Raw genomic sequence first — 21,111 nt, 5'->3', positions numbered from 1 at the left:
AGACACACCTCCTCCGCAGCGACCGACCCTAGGCGCACCTACTCACGGCCCTCAATCGTTCGGGACGGCTTGAGGCCGGCCAATCCGCACCGGATCTGTCCCCGCCATCCTGCTTGTAGTTCTTCACTCCTGGGACGCATCTCCGCTAAGCATGGATCAGCCTGATCGCGACAACTTCCGGCGTCGCCGTGTGAGCCATGTCGGGTCAAGCTCGCGGATGTGGAATGCGGCGCTGGATCCAATCTGACGACGTCCGGAGCGAGGGAGGCGTGCGAGGTTGGCTAACGGATCCAATTTGTTGAGCAGGACGAACACATGCCCAGGCCGCGTAGTGCCCCACGGTGGCGATCGAAGCCAGCCTCTTGTTCGCAGCAACAGTCACCGCCTGACCTATCGCGGCGAACAGCGTGCCGCCACTTTCTGTAATAGATTTCACTTACAGATGACCTCACGCAGAGGAACGGCGCTTGCCCAAGCCTGGAGCGGTCCAGACAGCTATATGACGGAGCTTACGAAACGTGGAAAATAGTCCCCCTGCCGCGGAGCGTGAAGTTGCCGCGCTTCACCCGCTGACTCCGAAGTACCTTCCGACCCATCACGCGGTGTACTTTAACGCCATCAAGAGTGCACTCGCATGGACCGGGGAGAGTACAGTCCGTAACATTGCGCTGACCGGGAGCTACGGCGTGGGAAAGAGCAGCATTCTTCGCCAGGTGGCAGACGATGCAAGCATGGATGCGATTCAAGTTTCCCTTTCGACTCTCGGATTCGAGCAACCAACGAGACCTTCCGTCGAGGCCAACCCCGATGTCGCGGAAGGCGATTCTCCGAATCCTCGCCGAGAGTCGACGACGAATCAGATCCAAAAAGAAATTGTCAAGCAGCTGTTGTACACGCAGATGCCCGAAAGGATGCCCGGTTCTCGCTACCGCCGGACGGCCGCGTTTAGGTGGCGACGCGAACTTGCCGTCGCGCTCGCATCTGGCGTTCCTCTCGCAGCGGTATTCTTTCTCTTGGGATGGACGGCGAAGATCGCGTCACTATTCATGATCACGACCGACTGGGCGATCGCGGCCAATGCAGGCATGGTGGTCCTTGCGGCCGGACTGATCCTCGGGATCCGCTACGGCACTCATAATAAGATTCGTATCGACAGCGTTTCTGCTGGCGCCGCCACTATAACGTTGTCCGCGAAGTCGGACACATACTTCGATGAGTACCTCGACGAACTCGTCTACTTCTTCCAAGTAGTCAAGACTGACATCATTATCTTTGAAGACATCGACCGTTTCGAAGATCCGCATATTTTCGAGACTCTCCGCGAGCTCAATACAATCCTCAACGCTGCCAAGCAGTTGAACGGTCGTGTGATCCGCTTTGTCTACGCAATCAAGGACAGCATCTTCGAAGAACTCGGAGTACGCGCAGCGCGTGAGGCGGCAGCTGGGTCGAACGAGGGTAAGAAAGCAGGGCAGGACAGGGCCATCCTGGAAATTGCCAGGGCCAATCGCACCAAGTTCTTCGACCTCGTCATCCCGGTCGTGCCATTCGTCACGCACCAGAGCGCGCGTGAACTGATGTCAGGAGAGCTGAAGGACCTGACGCACAAGGTGTCCGATGGTCTCGTGGATCTCGTGGCTCAACACGTTCCGGACATGCGGTTAATCAAGAATATCCGCAACGAGTTCGTCGTGTTCCGAGAGCAGGTCATCGGTAGGTCCTCCCTTGACTTGAGCAACGACCACCTGTTCGCCATGGTGTTGTACAAGAGTACTCATCTATCGGACTTCGAACGCGTCAGACTGGGCACGAGTAATCTGGACACTCTCTATCGGGAAAGCCGAACTCTGATTCAGGAACATAGTTCTCGTCTGAACAACGAACTCGTAGAGCTGCAACGTCGAGTTCGCTCGTTAGGAGACCAGTCTGAGCGTGCGGACGAAGTAGGTGCCGCTATTGAGGGCTACATCGCCTTGGTCCTAGGGCATGCGGGCCACAGCATGTCTGACATCCGCTACGACGGCACACCTATTCCTGCAACAGACTTGCACACCGCTGACTTCTGGCAGAAATATTCGGATGGCAGTGCTTCGCTTGCCTTCACGTTCTACAACGCGAATCGAAACCATCGGCTCTCGGAACTCACTCGGGACGAGATGGAGCGAGCGACAGGCTTCTCGCTCGACCCAGCCGACTGGGAGGCGAACAGCCGAGTAGATCTCGAACGCAGGATCGCCAACACGCAGAGCAAGCTGACCTTCCTCTCCAATGCCGACATGCGCGACTTGATGACGCGCAGCGACGTGACCGTAGCAGTCGATGGCGACGAGATTCCGTTCTCCCAGCGCGTCGAGGACCTTCTTGGATCTCGGCTTGCAGTTGATCTGGTGGCGCAAGGGTACATCGATCGCTACTTTACGCTTTACACATCGACTTTCCCAGGCGATCGTATCAACGCAAATGCAATGAACTTCATTCTGAAGAGCGTCGATGCCGGCGCGATGGATATTTATGCCAACCTGACGCAGAGTGAAGCGGAAACGGTCCTTCGGGAACGGCCGCGACTTGCTGTCAGCGGAAGGTGCGCCTACAATCTCGACTTCGTTAGCTACCTCCTGAGCGATGTAGATGCGCAAGGAGCGAGGTCGACGCTGCTATCAAATCTGCAACGCAACGGCGACGACGAGCAGCAGTTCCTCCAGGCCTTTCTCGCGAGTGCGCAAGAAGCCGCCACGTTGGTCCATGAATTGGCTCAAGTCTGGCCTAACATTCTGGTCTCGCTACTCGAAGAGTTCGAGTTCGACGACCAGTTGCTCTTGAGTCTTATCGACGCAGCATTGTCCGGGCTCATGGTGGACCTCGAGTATGTCGTCGACGAGGTTGTGTCTGAATATATAGCCAGAAACTACCTCAATCTGACGGCCTTCACAGGCGCGACGGCGAGGGCACCCGCCATCGCCGCGCTGCTCAAAGCGTGCGACTTCGATGTTCCAGAACTGCCCGCGCTGGATGCCCAGACTCGCTCTGCTGTAGTGGATGTGGGACGTTTTACCGTAACGCGTCGCAACCTTCTCGCGGCCATTGCTCCGACGACTGACCTGTCACTCGACGCGCTCAAGCGGACCAAGCCTGTGGTGTTCAAGCGGGTTCTTCGGGCACTCGACGCCTACCTTGAGTCGCTCGTCGAAGGCGAGCCCAGCGTCACGGATCCTGGCGACTTCGTGGCGGTGATCTCGGAGATTGACAGGGTAGACCGCCGGGCCCTTCCGGCCGTTGTTGCCCGGTCAGTGGACGCATGTCGCGTGGAGTCGCTCGCGGATGTCACGGCTGGAACTTGGCCCGCGCTCGCAATCCACACTCGCTTCCCGGCATCGTTCGCGAACGTCACAAGCTACATCGACCAATGGGACGTCGATGCGAATCTTGCGGCGGTGCTCGCCTCCGGAGTGATCGACGTCCCTTCTGGAACTGCCAACGAGGAGAAGCTCGATTTGGCGCTCAACTTAGTGCAGTCCGGTCGTGCGATCCTTTCAGCGGACTTGCGCGCATCGCTCGTCGAGAGCCTCGAGATGTCGGAGCCGATGGCTGCTGAGACGATCCCCGTCGAGGACGGCGAACTAGTTGGACGTCTCATCCAACGCGGCGTCATCACTGACTCCGGCGAGAGCTTCAAGCGTCTCGGTGAAGAAGACTGGGCTGGTCTCGAGTTCGCGATCAGTGTTTCTCGCAGTTTGCCCTTGTTCATCGATGCCGGCATCCTGCCGCCTACGTTCATGGTGCGCTTCCTCGATAGTGCCGACGTTCCATCGACGCTGAAGGATGCTGTTGTCGGCCGATTTGCAGAGTTTTCGGAGAGCGCTCAACGATCCGTCGTTGTTCGGATGGCAACACATGCGGTTGATCACTCCGTGGCAGTCGCCTGGGATGATGTGGAGCGCATCGCTCGATCCCGTCCGGGCAGCGCAATCGTCCTTCGACTGCTTCGTCGCTGGGGGGACTCGGTGACGATAGGCCACCTTCGTCCCATCCTCACCGAGCTGGGGGGGGGGATTACCCGTTGCTTCTGGAGGCCAATGGCCTCCGCCCGAAGGTGCCCAACACTCCTGAGAATGTGGCGCTGCTTCAGCGCCTCCAGCGACTCGGCACAGTCAACACTTACAGCGCTTCTGGGTCGATGCTGAGGGCAAATATGAAGCGATCGTGAAAGTCGGCATCGCTCATCGATGTCGAGTTGGCTGCGCTAGACAGCATCGCCAGCAGCCACGTGCATGCGAGCTCGGAGGGCTGGTACGCCTTCATCTCGGCGGACGATGACACCGCCGGAGGACTCGACTACGTATCCGCCTTAGGCTCGGGCCTCTTCGTATTAACGATGCAATGTGTCATCCCACTGAGCATCTCTCGCGATGGCGAGGTGGATTCAAGGGGCGAGGGATGGCTCCAGAGCATGGGGGATCTTCAGTCATTGCTCACTGCGAACGGCGAGGTGACCGACGAGGACCCGCCCGAAGCAAGTCACCGGTAGCCGCAGTCTGGCCTCGCCTCAGGTGCGCACATCGCTCGAGAGCTGCTCCTCACCCCCGCTCAGCGCAGTGACCGGCTTGGTCGTCAAAGCGTGGGGCTGAGAACCGCGAACTGCATCGCCATGACCGGGATCCCATCCGGCGCACTGTCTCTCGTCGAAACGCTGAGCACTTCAACTGCGGCCACACGCCCATCGCTGTTGGTGAGAATCACGGTGTCACCGACTCGTGCGGTACGCACCCTCGAAGAACCGTCGTATGTTTCTGGAGCTGCGATCTTGTCGATCGGAGTCTTCGCGGCCAAGCCGATGGCCGCAATGTTTGATGAGTCCTTATATACGTGGACGGATCCGACACCTGCAGAGGAAACATGGAGCTGGAAGCGATCTGCGTCACTGCCGAACGTGAAAATGCCGTCGTTGTCGGTGTACCGGAAGGCCGCCGTCCCGCGAAGTGCTGCAGTCTCGAAGGCCGTCCCGTCGAAGCGCAAAGCGAGTTCGGCCAGCACTTCGCCCTTTGCGGCGAATGGGCTCGTGCCTCGCGCAGGCCGTGACTTGACTCTGACGCCGTACAGGTCGTAGACCAGTTCGCGGTAGCTCGTCTCGAAGTTGGCATCGTCTCGAAAATCGACGTACCTCACGCCTGCAAGGAACGTGGGAACCGGGGGCTCAGCAGCCACGTTGCGCAGCACCGGGATCACATGGTCAGAATTTGCACTGGCGAGTAGAGGAGCGGACATAATTTTCTTTTCGTATCCGACTCCGCGGGTACCGCTGTTCGCCTTTGTCAAATAGGCATCCGAGCAGACGCAAATCACCCGATCAGAGCCCGACAGGCCCTGCTCCATGAAGTTCGCAAGGTTTGCCCCGAGTCCGACGTCCCATTGGTCCAGAACGACGTTGACTCCGTTGCTCTCGAGGCGGGTGGCTAGCCGCAATACCCACTCATCGTGCTCTGGCTCCGATGCGTACGACATGAATACGCGTGGTTCGGCAGAGGCAGCGATCAAATGGTTCATGTTGGTTCTCTCACTTACGTTCTTAAGGTAGCGCTTGAAGCGCTTCCGCCGCGACATCGTTCTGATCCTGAAGACCGAGAGAACCGAACCGAAGGCGGACTCGGGTCAGCATCGAGCTCTGGGCGGCTGGGTTCTTGAGGACTCAAGGCCAGGCGAGACATGGCGGTCGAGAAGCATCGTAGCGAAGCGAGAGTCGATTTCGCACTTGGTGCGGATGTAGCTGCGGTCGTGCTGCTGCAGTTGTGCGTGCTGGAGGTAAGGGGGCACGCCCGCAGAGCTGTAATTGTCTCCATCTAGCGCCTTCTGACATCCTGACAGTCGAATCGGCGGTCATTGCTCTCCGCTTCGGGCGGCAGCCGCTTGGCTTGCTTCCCATTGCGGGTCGCGACCCGCTACTTTCGAAAACCAAAGTAGGCAGTGATAAATGGTGGCGTTGAGTGGGTGTCCTGCCAAGAGGGTGTCGTAGGCTTCTGCCTGCTTCGGGTTGGCGTGTTTTTCATCGGCGGCCGGGAAACTCTGGGCCGGCGCCCAGACGAGGTGGTCACTGTACTTGGTTGGTGCCCGTGCGACTGGTTTGTCCACGGTCTCGTCGTAGGCAGTTGTGAACGGCAGTTGGTGAGAGTGCCGGTTTCGAGCCCACAGGAACGCTCGGATGTAGCGTCCGTCGACCTCCAGGTCTCGGGCGCGCACATACGCTTGCTGCAGGTGCAAACTGCGCGACCCTAGACCCTTCCGAATCTGTTCATCGAGAGCGGCTACCCACCAGGTGCCTTCGACGATGACTCTGTAGGCGAAGCGCTGGTCGCGGCGGCCGAGGTCGCGTAGTTGTTCTTCCGAGGCCATGATGGCCTCGAAAGCTACTGAAGCTGCCAGGCTGTTGCTGATCGAACGGGTCAGCAGCCACCAGTCGAGTTCCTCGATTGCACCGGTGCTCTCGTTCATCCATCGATCATCGCAGGGAAATAGCAACCAGCACAGGAGACCGGGCGCGTGATCGGTGGTGTACATCTGCCGAAGAAAGTGTCGCCGAACGTCCAACGAGGCGGTGTAGGCGCCGACGCGCCGGAGGTTGCTACTGCTGGACGCTTTACTCCTGACCTTTCGAGCGGTACTTGTCGATATCTGTCAGCCGTGCCGTAGGCGCCGCGTTGATTCGGTCGGTCAGATACCTGTTGTCTTCCGTCAGGAGTGCGATCAGTGAGGCTGCTCCAGCGAGGCGCGATCGCAACGCCGCGATTTCGGCCTTCGCTTCTTTCAGTTGTCGTTTCAGATGCTGCTCTTCTGAGAATGGCTCCCTCGCCTCGGTGCCACGGCCAAGTGTCTCGGCGACGGCAGCGTCCCATTCCAACAGTAAGTCTCGTGCTCGATTCATAGTCGCACGGCTGACTTCTGCCTCGAGGTAGAGGTTCTTCTTCGTTAGAGCGCCGTCCGTGATGTGGGGATGGCCGTCGAGGAGACGTGTCATCGCTGAACGGAGCCGTCGAGTCGCGTCCGTCATTCGAGCTGCCTTGTTACTCGGACCACCTCTTGCGGGTATAAGAGCATCGTTAGCGCTACTCGGTTGCTCATCCTCGATTCCCCGCCTGGATCACCGACGGCCGCGATCGGTACGCCGGGCTGGCCTGTGGACAACTTCTGCGCGTTGCGGTTGGTCGCCGTCAGGATAGCGGGAGGTGGCAGTGGCTGAAATAGCACGCACACGACGGATGCGACACCGCTAAACGCCGCCTGCTGGAGTCCGCCGGGAAGAAGGAGGTCGCGATGCTCGTGCCCCCTCGTCTTCCTCATCCTGCCCCTGTCCATCATCATCGCCGTCTTCCCCGGAGTCTTCGTGCTCCGGACCGGCTTCTGACGAAAGGTTCCACATGTCCTCCCCCTCCATCGTCGACCGCGCGTTTCACCGGAGTCGTTCCCTCCTCGCTGAGGAGCGCGGCGACGTCCCCGGCTGGGTCCTCATCACGCTCATGACGGCCGGGCTCGTCCTCCTCATCTGGGGTATCGCAGGCCCGGCGCTCACGCAGGTGTTCGAACAGGCCATCGACCGTGTCTCCGGCATCTGAGCCCGAGATCGGCGGATGGCGGACGAGGCTCGTGCGCGGCGAGGACGGATCAGCCGTCGCCGAGTTCGTGTTCGTCGGAGCGATCCTCACCGTCCTGATGATGTCCGTGGTCCAGCTCGCGCTCGCCTTGCACGTCCGGAACACGCTCATCGACGCGGCGGCGGAGGGAGCCCGGTTCGGCGCACTGGCCGACACCGAGCTGCTCGACGGCGCCGACCGGGCACGCCAGCTCATCGCCGTCGCCGTGGGGGAGGGCTACACGGGTGACGTCACCACCACGCTGGCCGAACATCGCGGAGCCGGCATCGTCACCGTGACCGTCCGCGCACCGCTTCCGGTCGTGGGATTGATCGGACTGCCCGGCGTCTTGGAGGTGGAGGGTCATGCGGTCCTCGAGACACTCGAGTGATGAGCTGCGTCACCGACCGACCGCACGGGACGACGATGGTTCGGCCTCCCTCGAGTTCATCACCGTCGGTCTGGTCCTCCTCGTGCCGATCGTCTATCTCATCGTCGCGCTCGCCGAGGTGCAGGCGGCGGTGCTCGCGGCCGGCGGGGCCGCGGCACAGGCGGCGAAGCTCTACGCGCGGGCCGACGACGACGCCACGGGTCGCGACCGCGTCGAGGACTCGCTCGCACTCGCGCTCGACGATTTCGGGCTCGACCGGTCCCAGTCGTCCGTCACGCTCGACTGTGCACCAGCCGGTCTCCCGTGCGGGCAGCGCGGCAGTGCCGTCACCGTCACCGTCGACATCCTCGTCGTCCTGCCGCTGATGCCCGAGATCATCGGCGTCCAGGCCGCGGTCCCCGTGACCGGCGCCGCCACGGCACCGATCTCCCGGTTCGACGACCGGTTCGGCGAGGCGGAATGAGGGTGCCGGGCGGACGACGGCGTCCGGACGTCGGGGAGGAGGACGGGTCCACCATGCTCCTGACCATCGGATTCGCCGTCGTGGCGCTCGCCGTGGTCCTCGTCGGGAGCGCCGCCACGTCCCTGTACCTGGAGCACAAGCGGCTCCTCGACCTCGCCGACCGACTGGCAGTCACCGCTGCGGAGTCCTTCTCCATCGACGACGTCACGTTCCAGCCGGACGGGACCGTCCGCCCCGTCCTCGACGACGACTCGGTCCGTTCGAGTGCACGCGACGACCTCATCACCGGTGGTGCGGGTGCGCTCACCGGCGTCGAGATCGTCGCGGCGCGGACCCCGGACGGTCGGAGCGCGGAGGTCTCGCTGGCGTCGGACTGGAGGCCGCCTATGCTGACGCTGTTCGTCCCGCAGGGCCTCCGGATCGAGGCGACCGCGAGTGCTCGGAGTGTCTTCTGGTGACGGCGGACGGGCCCCCCGACGATCAGGGGAACGGGCGCGTGCCGCGGTCGATGAAGCGGGGTATGAACCGGAAGAGGAGGAACGCTCCGATGAGCCCGACACCGCCGATGGTGCCGGCGGCGAGGGAGATCGACGCAGCCGCGGTGATCCCGGACATCGCCAGGGGAGCGGCGGCGGTGCCCGCGTCGCCCAGGAAGCGATAGGCGCCGAGGAACGGCGCGGGACGGTCCGGTGGCGCGAGGTCGGAGCCGAGGGTCATGAGGATGCCGCTACCGAGCCCGTTGGACAGTGCCAGCACGAGCGCGACGGCGATGAACCAGACTCGCGCCTCATCGAGGTCGTGCGTGAAGGCCAGGACGATGAACCCGGAGCCCAGCCCGATCATCGACGGGACGGCGGTCCAGATCCGTCCCCAACGGTCCATGACCTGACCGCTGGCGTAGAAGAGGGCGAACTCCACCGCGCCGACGACGCCGATGATGAGCGCCGTGTCCGTCTCCGAGACGCCGATGCTCACGGCCCACAGGGGGAGCAGGACCGCCCGACACGACCGCAGGGCGCCGACGAGCGCGGCGGTGGTGCCCATCCGGGTGAGGACGGCGCCGTGCGCGCGGATCGAAGCGATGAGGCCGCTCGACTCCTCGGACGCGAGCTCCTCACCCTCGGTGCGCTCCTCGCCGTCGACGGTGCGCGTCGACGGCGGTCGCCCGAACATCTCCGCCGGGTCGGGGAGGACGAGCAGGGTGACCGCCGACCCGGCACAGCAGATCACCATCACCCAGAACGCCGCCTGCGACGTCCCGGTGAGGTGGATGACGCCTGCGGCCAGGAACGGTCCGATGAACGTGCCGGCGCGGAAGACACCGCCGAGGGAGGAGAGCGCCCTCGCCCGGTACCGCATCGGCACGTACGTCGTCATGAACGCGTGCCGTGCCAGACCGAACACGGCGGTCGCGAGCCCGATACAGAAGATGCCGACGGCGAGGACGAACGGATTCGGCGAGATGGCCGCCGTCGCGACCCCGACGACCGCGAGCAGCGCCGCCCACATCATCGCGAAGCGTTCGCCGATCCGACTGACGATCCACCCGGACGGGACGTCGCCGACGAGTTCGCCGAGCATGATGAGCGAGGAGATGACGCCGGCGACGGCGAGCGTCGCCCCCAGGTTCCCGGCGACGGCCGGGATGATCGGGATGATGGCGCCTTCACCGATCGAGAACAACAGTGTGGGGAGGAAGACCGAGACGGCTACGGAGCGCAGCTGGAACGGGCGTTCGTCGGAAGTCATCCCCTCGATCGTACGCCCGCGGCCCTGCGCGGTAGGCTGAAGCCAAATGTTTGACTTGGACCTCTCCACACAGATCAGTACCCTCCGCTCGACCTTCGACGACATCCGCACCGTCGTCGACGTCGACCGTCTCGAAGCCGAGATCGCGACGCTGAGCGAGCAGGCGGGTGCCCAGGATCTCTGGGACGACACGACGAACGCGCAGAAGGTGACGAGCGCCCTCAGCCACCGTCAGTCCGAGCTCGCCCGCATCACCAGCATCGCGAACCGGCTCGACGACCTCGAGGTGCTCATCGAGCTCGCGACCGACGCCCAGGACGAGGAGTCGGCCGAGGAGGCCCGCCAGGAGCTCATCAGCCTGCAGAAGGTGCTCGGCGACCTCGAGGTGCAGACGCTGCTGAGCGGCGAGTACGACCCGCGCCCCGCCGTCGTCACCATCCGCGCCGGTGCCGGCGGTGTCGACGCCGCCGACTTCGCCGACATGCTGTTCCGCATGTACCTGCGGTGGGCCGAGCAGCACAAGTACCCGGTCACCGTCATGGACACGAGCTACGCGGAGGAGGCCGGCATCAAGTCGGCCACCTTCGAGGTCGACGCGCCGTACGCCTTCGGCACGTTGAGCGTCGAGGCGGGCACGCACCGCCTGGTGCGCATGAGCCCCTTCGGTGCCGCCGGCAAGCGACAGACGAGCTTCGCCGCCGTCGAGGTCATCCCGCTCATGGAGGAGACGGAGATCGTCGAGATCCCCGAGTCGGACATCCGTGTCGACGTCTTCCGGTCCAGCGGCCCTGGGGGACAGTCGGTCAACACGACCGACTCCGCCGTTCGCATCACCCACCTGCCGACCGGCACGGTCGTCTCGATGCAGAACGAGAAGAGCCAGATCCAGAACCGCGCCGCGGCGATGCGCGTGCTCCAGTCGCGACTCCTCCTCATCCAGAAGGAGCAGGAGGCCGCGACGAAGAAGGAGCTGGCCGGCACCATCACGGCGAGCTGGGGCGACCAGATGCGCTCCTACGTGCTCGCGCCGTACCAGATGGTCAAGGACCTGCGGACGGAGCACGAGCAGGGGAACCCCGCAGCGGTGTTCGACGGCGATCTCGACGGGTTCATCGCCGCGGGCATCCGCTGGCGGTCGATGTCGAAGCCGGAGTAGGGCACCGCGGCATAGTGTTCGCCCAGCCCTCGTACAGGGTACGGATCGCGGGCGTGTCCTGCCCGTAATCGGCAGGTCGCTCCTTAAGCTCAAGGAGCCATGATTCGGTTTGATCACATCTCCAAGAAGTATCCGGGAACCTCGCGTCCCGCGCTCAACGACGTCGATTTCGAGATCCTGCGGGGAGAGTTCATCTTCCTCGTCGGTGCCTCGGGGTCGGGGAAGTCGAGCTGCCTCCGCCTGATGCTCAAGGAGGACAAGCCGAGTAAGGGCAAGATCCATGTGCTCGGCCACGACCTCGGTTCCATCTCGAACCGCAAGGTGCCGTACTTCCGGCGCAGCCTCGGGGTCGTCTTCCAGGACTTCCGACTGCTGCCGAGCAAGACGGTCTACCAGAACGTCGCCTTCACCCTCCAGGTGATCGGCAAGTCGCGCGGCTTCGTCCAGGAGGCCGTCCCCGACGTCCTCAAGATGGTCGGACTCGACGGCAAGGCGCAGCGCCTGCCGCACGAGCTGTCCGGTGGCGAGCAGCAGCGCGTCGCCATCGCCCGCGCGATCGTCAACAAGCCGCAGATCCTGCTCGCCGACGAACCGACCGGTAACCTCGACCCCGCCACCAGCGCCGGCATCATGCAGTTGCTGGAGCGCATCAACGCCGGTGGGACGACGGTCGTCATGGCCACGCACGAGGCCGGCTTCGTCGACCAGATGCAGCGTCGGGTGATCGAGCTGCAGGACGGCCAGATCGTCCGTGACGAACGCCACGGTGGATACGGCACGACCGCGGCCATCCCGGGGCTCGTCAGAGGATCCTCCAGGGCTGCCGCCCCGTCGGCACAGACCGCTCCCGCTACGGCCTCGACCCCGGTCGCACCCGCCGTCGAGACCTCGTCGGTTCCGGTGACGACCAGGACCTCGTCCGTCGCTGCCAGCTCCGAGCCCACGACGAGTGCCGTGGCCGCAGCCGCGGTCGCCGCAACCGCGGCCACGCCGACAGCTGCAGCCGCACCGACCGCGCCCGCCGCGGTCTCGCGCGAGACCACGCCGCAGGCCGACACCGACGAGGTCGTCACCCGGGTGTCCGGCTCGACGCCGATCCAGGAACCGGCCGCAGCACCCGTCGCCGAGCCTGAGACGCCGGCGACCCGAGCCGAGGAATCGACACCGGAAGCGCCCCAGGCCGAGCCGACGACGCCGGAAGCGGAGCCCGCCGTACCACCGGCGGCCGCGGTCCCGGAGGTCGCGCCTCCACAACGCCTGAGCAACGCCACGGGCCCCATCGGGCTCCCGGCACGCAACGAGATCGACCCCATCGAGGTCGAACACCTGTCGCTCGCCGAGCGACTCGGCCTGCGTGCCGCGGCGCGCGGCACTGAAGACGGAGAGCAGAACGTGGGGCCGACCAAGTGAGACTCGCTCTGATCTGGTCCGAGGTCTGGAACGGCCTGCGTCGCAACGTCTCGATGGTCGTCTCCGTCGTGCTCGTGACGTTCATCTCGCTCACCTTCGTCGGTACGGCCGTCCTGCTGCAGATGCAGATCGGCCAGATGAAGAACTACTGGTACGACCGCGCACAGGTCGCGATCTACCTCTGCACCGCCGACAGTGCGGGCGACACCTGCGCCGCCGGCGCCGCGACCGAGGAGCAGCGCGCCGCCGTCCAGAGCGCCCTGGAGTCGTCGACCCTCGCGCCCTTCGTGGACAAGTTCTACTTCGAGGACCAGGCGCAGGCGTTCACGAACTTCCAAGAGCAGTTCAAGGGCAACGACATCGCACAGTTCGTCACGGCGGACCAGCTGCCCGAGACCTTCTGGGTGAACATGAAGGACGCCTCGCAGTCCGACGTGCTCGTCGAGGCGTTCTCCGGCGTCGCGGGCGTGGAGCAGGTGACGGATCAACGCCAGTACCTCGACCAGATCTTCTCGGTCCTGAACATCGCCAGTTACACGGCGATCGGGATCGCAGCACTCATGCTGGTAGCCGCAGCCCTGCTGATCGCGACGACCATCCGATTGTCGGCGTACTCGAGACGCCGAGAACTCGGCATCATGCGATTGGTCGGTGCATCGAACCGGTTCATCCAGACACCGTTCATCCTCGAGGGTGTGTTCGCCGCGCTCATCGGCTCCATCCTCGCGGCCGGGGCGGTGATCACCATCGTCCAGGTGTTCGTCCAGGGATACCTGGCGGACCGCATGCGGTACGTCAACTTCGTCGATCTCGGTGACGCCTTCGTGGTCCTCCCGATCCTGCTGCTCGTCGGCGTGCTGTTGGCGGCGATCTCGGCCAACTTCGCGATCTCGCGGTACCTCAAGGTCTAGCGGGGAGGCAGTGCGGCCACCGCACCGCTCGCTCTGCGTTAGACTGACAGGCTGCCGCGATCGCGGCCGGTCCGTTCCGATGGATCCGAACCAGAACGTCAGGAGTACACCGTGCCGAGGGAACGGGGCGAGAACGTCGTGGCCACGAACCGCAAGGCCCGCCACGACTACACGATCGAGGACACCTACGAGGCCGGCATGGTCTTGACGGGTACCGAGGTGAAGTCGCTGCGAGCCGGGCGGGCGTCGCTCGTCGACGGGTACGCCTTCATCGACCGCCGTGAGGCGTGGCTCGACGCGGTACACATCCCCGAGTACGGCCAGGGCACGTGGACGAACCACCCGCCGCGGCGCAAGCGCAAGCTGCTGCTGCACCGCGAGCAGATCGACAAGATCGCCCACAAGATCGCCCCCGGTGGTTTCACCCTCGTGCCGTTGAAGATCTACTTCAAGGACGGCAAGGCCAAGGTGGAGATCGCCGTGGCGAAGGGCAAGAAGGAATACGACAAGCGGCATGCCCTGCGCGAGAAGCAGGACACCCGTGAGGCCGCGCGTGCGATGGCCACCAGGAACCGTCTCGGCGAATAGGTGACAGGCGCCACCTCGGCGCGGTACACTTGAAAGCTGCACCGCAAGGTGCTCGTCCACCGCTCGCGGTGGATTGACAATTCGACAGCGTGTGACAACGACCCTCTTCGCCTCGTACTCCGAGGCGCTGAGTCCATGGGGATGATCGGTTTCGACATTGCCTGCGAAACTGCGAGAAGCGGGTCGAGGATGCAGGGTTATCTCGTTAACGATCTCTGCAAAACAACAAGTGCCAACTCTAAGCGCACTGACTTCGCCCTCGCTGCTTAAGCGAGCCCGATAGTCCGTCAGACCGAGCGTGTCCCCGTCTCGGATCCTGGCGTCATCTAGGGGACTTGCTGGATGACGGAGCCGCGACGTCATCCGGGACTTTTCTTCGGCTGGGCCCGTCGACCAAGATGCCCTTGTCAATGGTCGGGGCCGAGTAGAACGCACTAAGGGATACGCCCGTAGAAGGCGCAGAATCACAGCAGTGGACGGGGGTTCAATTCCCCCCATCTCCACTCCGGACGTTGTCACACGCTGCCGAGTCGACAACAGGCCCCCGCTTCGGCGGGGGCCTGTCGTCGTTCCTGGGGTCGGAGGGGTACCGACGGGCTGCTAACCTGGGAGTCCAGAGGCCGCCACCACCCGGGAGACCTGCATGGCGACAATCCTGCTTGTTTTTGCTGCGATCGCCGTCGCCACGCCCACACTCACTCGAGTGCTGTCGACGAAGGTCTTCTACGTCATCGCGTGTATGCCCGCGGCGGCATTCGTCTGGACGCTCTTCCAAACCGGCACGGTCACGGCCGGCGGCACGGTCGTCGAGACGATCGAGTGGATCCCGCAACTGAGCATCGCGCTCTCGTTCCGGATGGACACGCTCGCCTGGCTGCTGTCCCTCGTGGTCACCGGCGTCGGTGCTCTCGTATTGCTCTACTGCGGCCGCTACTTCTCCTCGACCGAGCCCGGCCTCGGTCGCTTCGCCGCGCTCCTCTTCGCCTTCGCCGGCACGATGTTCGGTCTCGTGACCGCCGACGACATCATCGTCATGTTCATGTTCTGGGAGATCACGAGTGTGCTCTCCTACCTGCTCATCGGGCACTACACCGATCGCAAGGAGAGTCGCGGTGCCGCGCTCCAGGCGCTCCTGGTGACGACCTTCGGCGGGCTCGTCATGCTCGTGGGCGTCATCATGATCTCCGTGCAGGCGCAGAGCACCTCGCTCGCCTCGATCGTCGAGCAGGGTCTGACCGGCCCCGCGACCACCGTCGCCATCCTCCTCATCCTCGTCGGCGCGATCTCGAAGTCGGCGCTCGTGCCGTTCCACTTCTGGCTGCCGGCCGCGATGGCCGCACCGACGCCCGTGAGCGCATACCTGCACGCTGCGGCGATGGTGAAGGCCGGGATCTACCTCGTCGCGAGACTCGCTCCCGGTTACGCCGACACCCCGGGTTGGGACGCGATGCTCGTCGGCCTGGGTGTCCTCACCATGGTCGCCGGTGCCTGGCGGTCGCTGCGTCAGTACGACCTCAAGCTGGTCCTGGCCTACGGGACGGTGAGCCAACTCGGATTCCTCATGGTCGTCTCGGGGTACGGCACCCGTGATTCGGCCCTGGCCGCCGTCGCGCTCCTGCTTGCTCACGCCATCTACAAGGCGGCACTCTTCCTCGTCGTCGGCATCATCGACCACCGCGCTGGGACGCGTGACTGGAGGCACCTCTCCGGTCTCGGGCGTCAGACGCCGGTGCTCGCCGTCATCGCTGCGATCGCGGTCGCGTCGATGGCCGGCATCCCACCGCTCTTCGGGTTCGTCGCGAAGGAGGCCGTCTTCACCTCGCTGCTGGAGGGCGCGCTCGAGGGTGACGTGTGGGGTTGGGTCGCGATCATCGGGACCGCCGTCGGGTCCGTGTTGACCGTCGCGTACAGCGCCCGGTTCCTCTGGGGCGCCTTCGGAGACCGGCGCGGCGCCGCGCCGACCGAACTGCATGCCGAATCCGGAACGATCATGATCGCGCCGGGCATCCTCGCCGTCGCGACCATCGCTCTCGGCTTCGCGACGAAGCCCATCGACACGGTGCTCGCGCCCTACGCGGACTCCGTGGGGGAGGGCGACTACCACCTCGCGCTCTGGCACGGCCTCGAGCCGGCGCTCGGCATCTCGGCCGTCGTCGTGCTGCTCGGTCTGCTGCTCTTCCGCTGGAGGCTCCCGGTCGCGCGTCTGCAGGACCGCCTGCCACCCCTCATCGACTCCTCGAAGGGGTACTGGGCGGCGACCCAGGGCATCGACCGGCTCTCCGCGAAGGTCACCCTGTTCGCCCAGCGCGGCGGGCTCGTCCAGTACCTGTCCACCATCCTCGTGGTCTTCGTCCTGACCCTCGGCACGATCGCCCTCCTCGGGCGCGCCTGGCCGAGTGAGATCCGGCTGTGGGACTACCCCGCCCAGGTGGCCATCGCCTTCATCATGGCGACCGCGGCGATCGCGGCCGCCCGGGCGAAGCAGCGCATGGCCGCCGTGCTGCTCGTCGGCGTCACCGGGTTCGGGCTCGTCGCGCTGTTCGCCCTGCACGGCGCTCCCGACCTCGCGCTGACCCAGGCCCTCGTCGAGACGATCACGATCGTGGTGTTCGTCCTCGTGCTCCGCCGACTCCCGGCCAAGATCGCCCAGCGCAACGCCCCGGTCCACCGCGTCCGTCGGGTCGTCATCGGCACGCTGACCGGCTTGGTCATGGGGCTCATCGGGATCATCGCCCTCGGCGCCCGACAGGCCGAGAGCATCGCGACCGAGCTGCCCAGGCTCGCCGTCGAGGAGGGCCACGGCAAGAACATCGTCAACGTCATGCTCGTCGACATCCGGGCCTGGGACACCATGGGCGAGATCTCCGTGCTCGTCGTGGTGGCCACCGGTATCGCGAGCCTGCTCTTCGTCTCACAGCGGGGCGCCGAGGTCCCGCGCCTCAGCGGTGCGCGGCGTCGACGGATCCCGGGCCTCCGATCCCAGGTCGTGTCAGACCCCCACCTCGCGGACAGCGAGATGGAAGCACCTCGCGACGCGGTGGGGCGGCACTCATGGCTCATCGGTGGCCGGGCGATCGCCGAGGCGAACCGTTCGATCCTCCTCGAAGTCCTCGTGCGGCTCCTCTTCCACCCGGCGATCGTCGTCTCCGTGTTCCTGCTCTTCGTCGGCCACAACGAGCCGGGCGGTGGCTTCGCCGGCGGTCTGCTCGCCGGCCTCGCGCTTGTGATGCGGTATCTCGCCGGCGGACGCTACGAGCTCGGCGAAGCCGTGCCGATCGATGCGGGCAAGGTGCTCGGCGTCGGACTGCTGCTCGCTGTGGGGACGGCCGTCGGTTCCCTGTTCTTCGGCGGTGAGGCGCTCCAGTCCGCGTACTTCTCGGCCGACGTCCCGATCCTCGGACACCTCTCGTTCGGCACGTCCAGCATCTTCGACATCGGCGTCTACCTCGTCGTCGTCGGACTGGCGCTCGACATCCTGCGCAGCCTCGGGGCCGAAGTCGACCGTCAACAGGAGGAAGCCGACATCGACGAGCAGAGTACGGACGAGTTCTCGGCGAGTGAGGCCGAGCAATGAGCGCCTCACTGACCCTCGTCGTCCTGATGGCCGTCATGTACGGCACCGGGGTGTACGTCATGCTCGAGCGGAGCCTCACCAGGTTCCTCATCGGGTTCGTGCTCGTCGGCAACGCGACGAACCTCCTCATCCTGATCATGAGCGGGCCGAGCGGCACCGCACCGCTCGTCACGGGCACCGCCTCCGACGACCGCATGGTCGATCCGGTGCCGCAGGTGCTCATGCTCACGGCCATCGTCATCAACTTCGGTGTGACCGCTTTCATCCTGGCCCTCATCTACCGGACCTGGTGGTTGGCACAGCTCGGCGACGAGGGCGACACCCTCAGCGACGAGCACGCCGACGACACGCAGGCGGCGACGGAGGCGGTCTTCAACCAGGTCGACCTGGACGACGAGGCCATCCAACGGGTCCTCGACGAGAGCAACGAGCACGGCGACGACAGCCACACGACCAGGAAGGGGGCAGGCGAATGAACGCACTGGTCCCGCTCGTGGTCATGATCCCGCTGATCGGTTCAGCGATCGCGCTCATGTTCCGCAACCGCCGCAAGACGCAGGTGGCGATCAGCGTCTTCGCGCTCACCGCGGTGACCGTGATCAGCGCGATCCTGCTCGCGGCCGTCGACCAGAGCGGCACGATCGTCGTCGAGCTGGGCGGCTGGTCCCCGCCGTGGGGCATCGTGCTCGTCGTCGACCGGCTGTCCGCGATCATGCTGCTCGTCGCGGCCCTGATGCTGCTGGGCGTCCTCATCTTCGCCATCGGTCAGGGCATCGTCGACGGCGATCGTGAGACGCCGGTGTCGATCTTCCACCCGACCTACCTGGTCCTGGCGGCCGGGCTGTTCGACGCCTTCGTCGCGGGCGACCTCTTCAACATGTACGTCGGCTTCGAGATGCTCCTCGCCTCCAGCTACGTGCTCCTCACCCTGGGCGGCACCGGAGCACGGATCCGCGCCGGCGTCACCTACATCGTCATCAGCCTCATGTCGTCGCTGCTCTTCGTCGCCGCGATCGCCCTCATCTACGGCGCGACGGGCACGGTGACGATCGCCCTCGTGGCAGACCGCGTGCGCGACCTGCCGATGGAGGTGCAGGCGATCCTCTGCGCCGCACTGCTGCTCGGGTTCGCGGTGAAGGCGGCGGTGTTCCCGCTGTCGTTCTGGCTGCCCGACTCCTACCCGACCGCGCCGGCGCCGGTCACGGCGGTCTTCGCCGGCCTGCTGACGAAGGTCGGAGTGTACGCGATCATCCGGACCGACACGCTCATCTTCAAGGACGTGCCGCTGGCGACACCGTTGATGGTCATCGCCTTCCTGACCCTGCTCATCGGCATCTTCGGCGCGGTCGCCCAGGCCGACATCAAACGACTGTTGTCGTTCACTCTCGTGAGCCATATCGGCTACATGATCTTCGGCATCGCCGTCGGCGGGGTCGCCGGGACCGCCGCGACGATCTACTACATCGTCCACCACATCGTCGTCCAGACCACGCTGTTCCTCACCACCGGTCTCGTCGAGCGGATCGGCGGGACGACCTCCATCTCCCGCCTCGGCGGGATCCTGAAGGCCTCGCCGATCGTCGGCGTGCTCTTCTTCATCGGAGCGATGAACCTCGGCGGCATCCCGCCGTTCTCGGGCTTCCTCGGCAAGATCGGGCTGTTCCAGGCGGGTGTCGCCCTGGGCGACCCGCTGTCGTACATCCTCATCGCCGCCGGAGCCGCGACCTCGCTCCTGACCCTGTACGCCCTCGCGCGCGTGTGGAACATGGGCTTCTGGCGTGGGAAGGACGAGGTCGCCGGATACTCCTCGCCGTTGCTCGACCAGCTCGCGGAGAGCCCCGAGGACTCGGGGTCGGTCGACACCAAGACCATCTCGCGCCCGATGATCGGTGCCACGACCGGCATGGTCGCGTTGACCCTCGCCCTGACGGTCTTCGCGGGGCCGCTCTTCGGACTGGCCACGCGGGCCGCTGAGAACATCGAGGACCCGGACAACTACATCACCGCGGTCTTCCCCGACGGAACGGAGCACCTGAAGTAATGCAACCGTCACGTCGTCGCGCACTGTTCAGCCAGGCCCTCCTCCTGGCCGGACTCATCCTGCTCTGGTGTCTCCTCTGGGGGATGTTCGACCTGCTCACCCTCGTGACCGGCCTCGGGGTCGCGTTGCTGGTGTCGTTCCTGTTCTACCTGCCGGCCGTCGAGCTGAGCGGCCGCATCAACCTCTGGCGGACCGCGATCTTCCTGGGCAAGCTCCTCGTCGACATCGTGCGGGCGAGTGCGGAGATCGCGTGGCTCGTCCTCAAGCCGAGGTTCCGTTCCAGTAACGCGGTGATCGCGGTCCGTCTGCGCACGACCTCCGACCTCATCATGAGTTGGACGGCCGAGGCGGTCTCGATCGTCCCCGGCTCGATCGTGGTCGACCTCGAGCGCACGGCCTCGACGCTCTACCTGCACGCGTTGAACGTGCATGACGACGCCGACATCGACGAGGTCGTCGCCGAAGTCCTCGGAACGGAGCGACGGCTCATCCTCGCGATCGGTTCCCGCGCCGAGGCGGACGCCCTCCGCCACGACCATGACCACGTCTCGATCGGAAGGGGGCAGTGATGCTCGTCGTGATCATCATCGTCTCCGTGCTGTTCGGTGCCGCGGCGCTTGCTGCGGTCTACCGGATCATCCGCGGGCCGAGCCTCCTCGACCGCGTGATCGCCTCCGACGTGCTCGTCGCCACCGTCATGTGTGCGATCGGGGCCGAGATGGCGATCAACCGTCACACGGACGGCCTGCCGGTCCTCCTGGCGCTCGCGATGTTCGCGATCGTCGGCTCGGTCAGCGTCGCCCGCTTCATGTCGAAGCAGGACGACGCATGACCGGCGAGCTGATCCGCGACATCGTCACCGGGGCCCTCGTGCTCGTCGGGGCGATCATGTGCTTCGCCGCCGGCGTCGGCCTGCTGCGCTTCCCCGATGTGCTGTCCCGCCTGCACGCGGCGACCAAGCCGCAGATCCTCGGGCTCATCGCGATCATGGCGGACGTCGCCGTCTCGAGCCCGACGGTCGGGACCATCACGATCGCGATCGCGATCATCGTGTTCCAGAGCCTCACCGCGCCGATCTCCGCGCACATGGTCGCTCGGGCGGCCTACCGCAGCGGCAACTTCGACGAGGCCGTCCTCGTCCGCGACGAGCTCGCGGGACGCGAAGAACTCGGCGAGGAACGACATCCCGGCCACACGCCCGAATAGCGG

General features: G+C 64.8%; 19 protein-coding genes, 1 other RNA gene and 1 pseudogene. 17 read left to right on the top strand and 4 right to left on the bottom strand.

Annotation, left to right across the window (positions count from 1 at the left end):
* Positions 1 to 518 precede the first annotated feature (518 nt).
* Complete coding sequence (locus IFU30_RS10920) at positions 519 to 4,181, top strand: YobI family P-loop NTPase (protein ID WP_192005175.1); 3,663 nt, start codon at positions 519 to 521, stop codon at positions 4,179 to 4,181.
* Positions 4,182 to 4,608: 427 nt separating this feature from the next.
* On the opposite strand, the gene IFU30_RS10915 is transcribed toward IFU30_RS10920, so the two are convergent.
* From IFU30_RS10915 to IFU30_RS10905, 3 genes are all read right to left on the bottom strand, one after another.
* Entirely contained in the window at positions 4,609 to 5,541 is a 933-nt protein-coding gene (locus IFU30_RS10915; RefSeq protein ID WP_192005174.1) for a toll/interleukin-1 receptor domain-containing protein, read from the bottom strand.
* Between the two features lie 330 nt (positions 5,542 to 5,871).
* Complete coding sequence (locus IFU30_RS10910) at positions 5,872 to 6,483, bottom strand: hypothetical protein (protein ID WP_192005173.1); 612 nt, start codon at positions 6,481 to 6,483, stop codon at positions 5,872 to 5,874.
* 145 nt (positions 6,484 to 6,628) lie between these two features.
* The gene (locus IFU30_RS10905; RefSeq protein WP_192005172.1) at positions 6,629 to 7,006 is read right to left on the bottom strand and encodes a hypothetical protein; all 378 of its coding nucleotides are present in this window, start codon (positions 7,004 to 7,006) and stop codon (positions 6,629 to 6,631) included.
* Positions 7,007 to 7,251: 245 nt separating this feature from the next.
* Here IFU30_RS10905 and IFU30_RS20405 point away from each other — a divergent pair.
* The 5 genes and pseudogenes from IFU30_RS20405 to IFU30_RS10885 all read left to right on the top strand — a co-directional run.
* Positions 7,252 to 7,393: pseudogene (locus IFU30_RS20405) on the top strand (type II secretion system F family protein); the annotation flags it as partial.
* Positions 7,394 to 7,406: 13 nt separating this feature from the next.
* The gene (locus IFU30_RS10900) at positions 7,407 to 7,601 is read left to right on the top strand and encodes a hypothetical protein (protein WP_192005171.1); all 195 of its coding nucleotides are present in this window, start codon (positions 7,407 to 7,409) and stop codon (positions 7,599 to 7,601) included.
* On the top strand, positions 7,585 to 8,010 hold the full coding sequence (locus IFU30_RS10895) for a TadE/TadG family type IV pilus assembly protein (protein WP_342450849.1): 426 nt from the start codon (positions 7,585 to 7,587) through the stop codon (positions 8,008 to 8,010). The genes IFU30_RS10900 and IFU30_RS10895 overlap by 17 nt, the downstream gene beginning before the upstream one ends.
* The gene (locus IFU30_RS10890) at positions 7,985 to 8,473 is read left to right on the top strand and encodes a TadE family protein (RefSeq protein ID WP_192005170.1); all 489 of its coding nucleotides are present in this window, start codon (positions 7,985 to 7,987) and stop codon (positions 8,471 to 8,473) included. Before IFU30_RS10895 ends, IFU30_RS10890 begins: the two co-directional genes overlap by 26 nt.
* Positions 8,474 to 8,526: 53 nt before the next feature.
* Positions 8,527 to 8,931, top strand: coding sequence for a hypothetical protein (locus tag IFU30_RS10885; RefSeq protein ID WP_192005169.1), 405 nt, complete (start codon positions 8,527 to 8,529; stop codon positions 8,929 to 8,931).
* 22 nt (positions 8,932 to 8,953) lie between these two features.
* Here IFU30_RS10885 and IFU30_RS10880 read toward each other — a convergent pair whose 3' ends face one another.
* The gene (locus tag IFU30_RS10880; RefSeq protein ID WP_192005168.1) at positions 8,954 to 10,222 is read right to left on the bottom strand and encodes an MFS transporter; all 1,269 of its coding nucleotides are present in this window, start codon (positions 10,220 to 10,222) and stop codon (positions 8,954 to 8,956) included.
* Between the two features lie 46 nt (positions 10,223 to 10,268).
* On the opposite strand from IFU30_RS10880, the gene prfB reads away from it, so the two are divergent.
* The 11 genes from prfB to mnhG all read left to right on the top strand — a co-directional run bounded on the left by prfB (position 10,269) and on the right by mnhG (position 21,108).
* Positions 10,269 to 11,378, top strand: coding sequence for a peptide chain release factor 2 (gene prfB, locus IFU30_RS10875; protein ID WP_079705593.1), 1,110 nt, complete (start codon positions 10,269 to 10,271; stop codon positions 11,376 to 11,378).
* Positions 11,379 to 11,477: 99 nt separating this feature from the next.
* Positions 11,478 to 12,788 carry a cell division ATP-binding protein FtsE gene (gene ftsE, locus IFU30_RS10870; RefSeq protein ID WP_192005167.1) on the top strand — a complete coding sequence of 437 codons (1,311 nt, stop codon included), beginning with the start codon at positions 11,478 to 11,480 and terminating at the stop codon, positions 12,786 to 12,788.
* Positions 12,785 to 13,699 (top strand): permease-like cell division protein FtsX, encoded by a 915-nt coding sequence (gene ftsX / locus IFU30_RS10865; protein ID WP_064296231.1) that lies wholly within the window; start codon positions 12,785 to 12,787, stop codon positions 13,697 to 13,699. The genes ftsE and ftsX overlap by 4 nt, the downstream gene beginning before the upstream one ends.
* Positions 13,700 to 13,810: 111 nt before the next feature.
* Positions 13,811 to 14,287, top strand: coding sequence for an SsrA-binding protein SmpB (gene smpB / locus IFU30_RS10860; RefSeq protein WP_056007115.1), 477 nt, complete (start codon positions 13,811 to 13,813; stop codon positions 14,285 to 14,287).
* A 137-nt stretch (positions 14,288 to 14,424) separates the two neighbouring features.
* Positions 14,425 to 14,793: a transfer-messenger RNA gene (ssrA, locus tag IFU30_RS10855) on the top strand.
* 137 nt (positions 14,794 to 14,930) lie between these two features.
* Complete coding sequence (locus tag IFU30_RS10850; protein ID WP_192005166.1) at positions 14,931 to 17,861, top strand: Na+/H+ antiporter subunit A; 2,931 nt, start codon at positions 14,931 to 14,933, stop codon at positions 17,859 to 17,861.
* Complete coding sequence (locus IFU30_RS10845) at positions 17,858 to 18,337, top strand: sodium:proton antiporter (RefSeq protein ID WP_192005165.1); 480 nt, start codon at positions 17,858 to 17,860, stop codon at positions 18,335 to 18,337. The genes IFU30_RS10850 and IFU30_RS10845 overlap by 4 nt, the downstream gene beginning before the upstream one ends.
* On the top strand, positions 18,334 to 19,902 hold the full coding sequence (locus tag IFU30_RS10840) for a Na+/H+ antiporter subunit D (protein WP_192005164.1): 1,569 nt from the start codon (positions 18,334 to 18,336) through the stop codon (positions 19,900 to 19,902). Before IFU30_RS10845 ends, IFU30_RS10840 begins: the two co-directional genes overlap by 4 nt.
* Entirely contained in the window at positions 19,902 to 20,471 is a 570-nt protein-coding gene (locus tag IFU30_RS10835) for a Na+/H+ antiporter subunit E (RefSeq protein ID WP_192005163.1), read from the top strand. Before IFU30_RS10840 ends, IFU30_RS10835 begins: the two co-directional genes overlap by 1 nt.
* Positions 20,471 to 20,734: a monovalent cation/H+ antiporter complex subunit F gene (locus IFU30_RS10830; protein WP_064296237.1), complete on the top strand. Its 264-nt coding sequence runs from the start codon at positions 20,471 to 20,473 to the stop codon at positions 20,732 to 20,734. The genes IFU30_RS10835 and IFU30_RS10830 overlap by 1 nt, the downstream gene beginning before the upstream one ends.
* Positions 20,731 to 21,108, top strand: coding sequence for a monovalent cation/H(+) antiporter subunit G (gene mnhG, locus IFU30_RS10825; protein ID WP_064296238.1), 378 nt, complete (start codon positions 20,731 to 20,733; stop codon positions 21,106 to 21,108). Before IFU30_RS10830 ends, mnhG begins: the two co-directional genes overlap by 4 nt.
* Positions 21,109 to 21,111 lie beyond the last annotated feature (3 nt).

It is taken from the genome of Plantibacter sp. CFBP 8798 (genome assembly GCF_014841195.1).
Lineage (GTDB): Bacteria > Actinomycetota > Actinomycetes > Actinomycetales > Microbacteriaceae > Plantibacter > Plantibacter auratus.
This window is presented reverse-complemented; position numbering and strand designations above follow the sequence as displayed.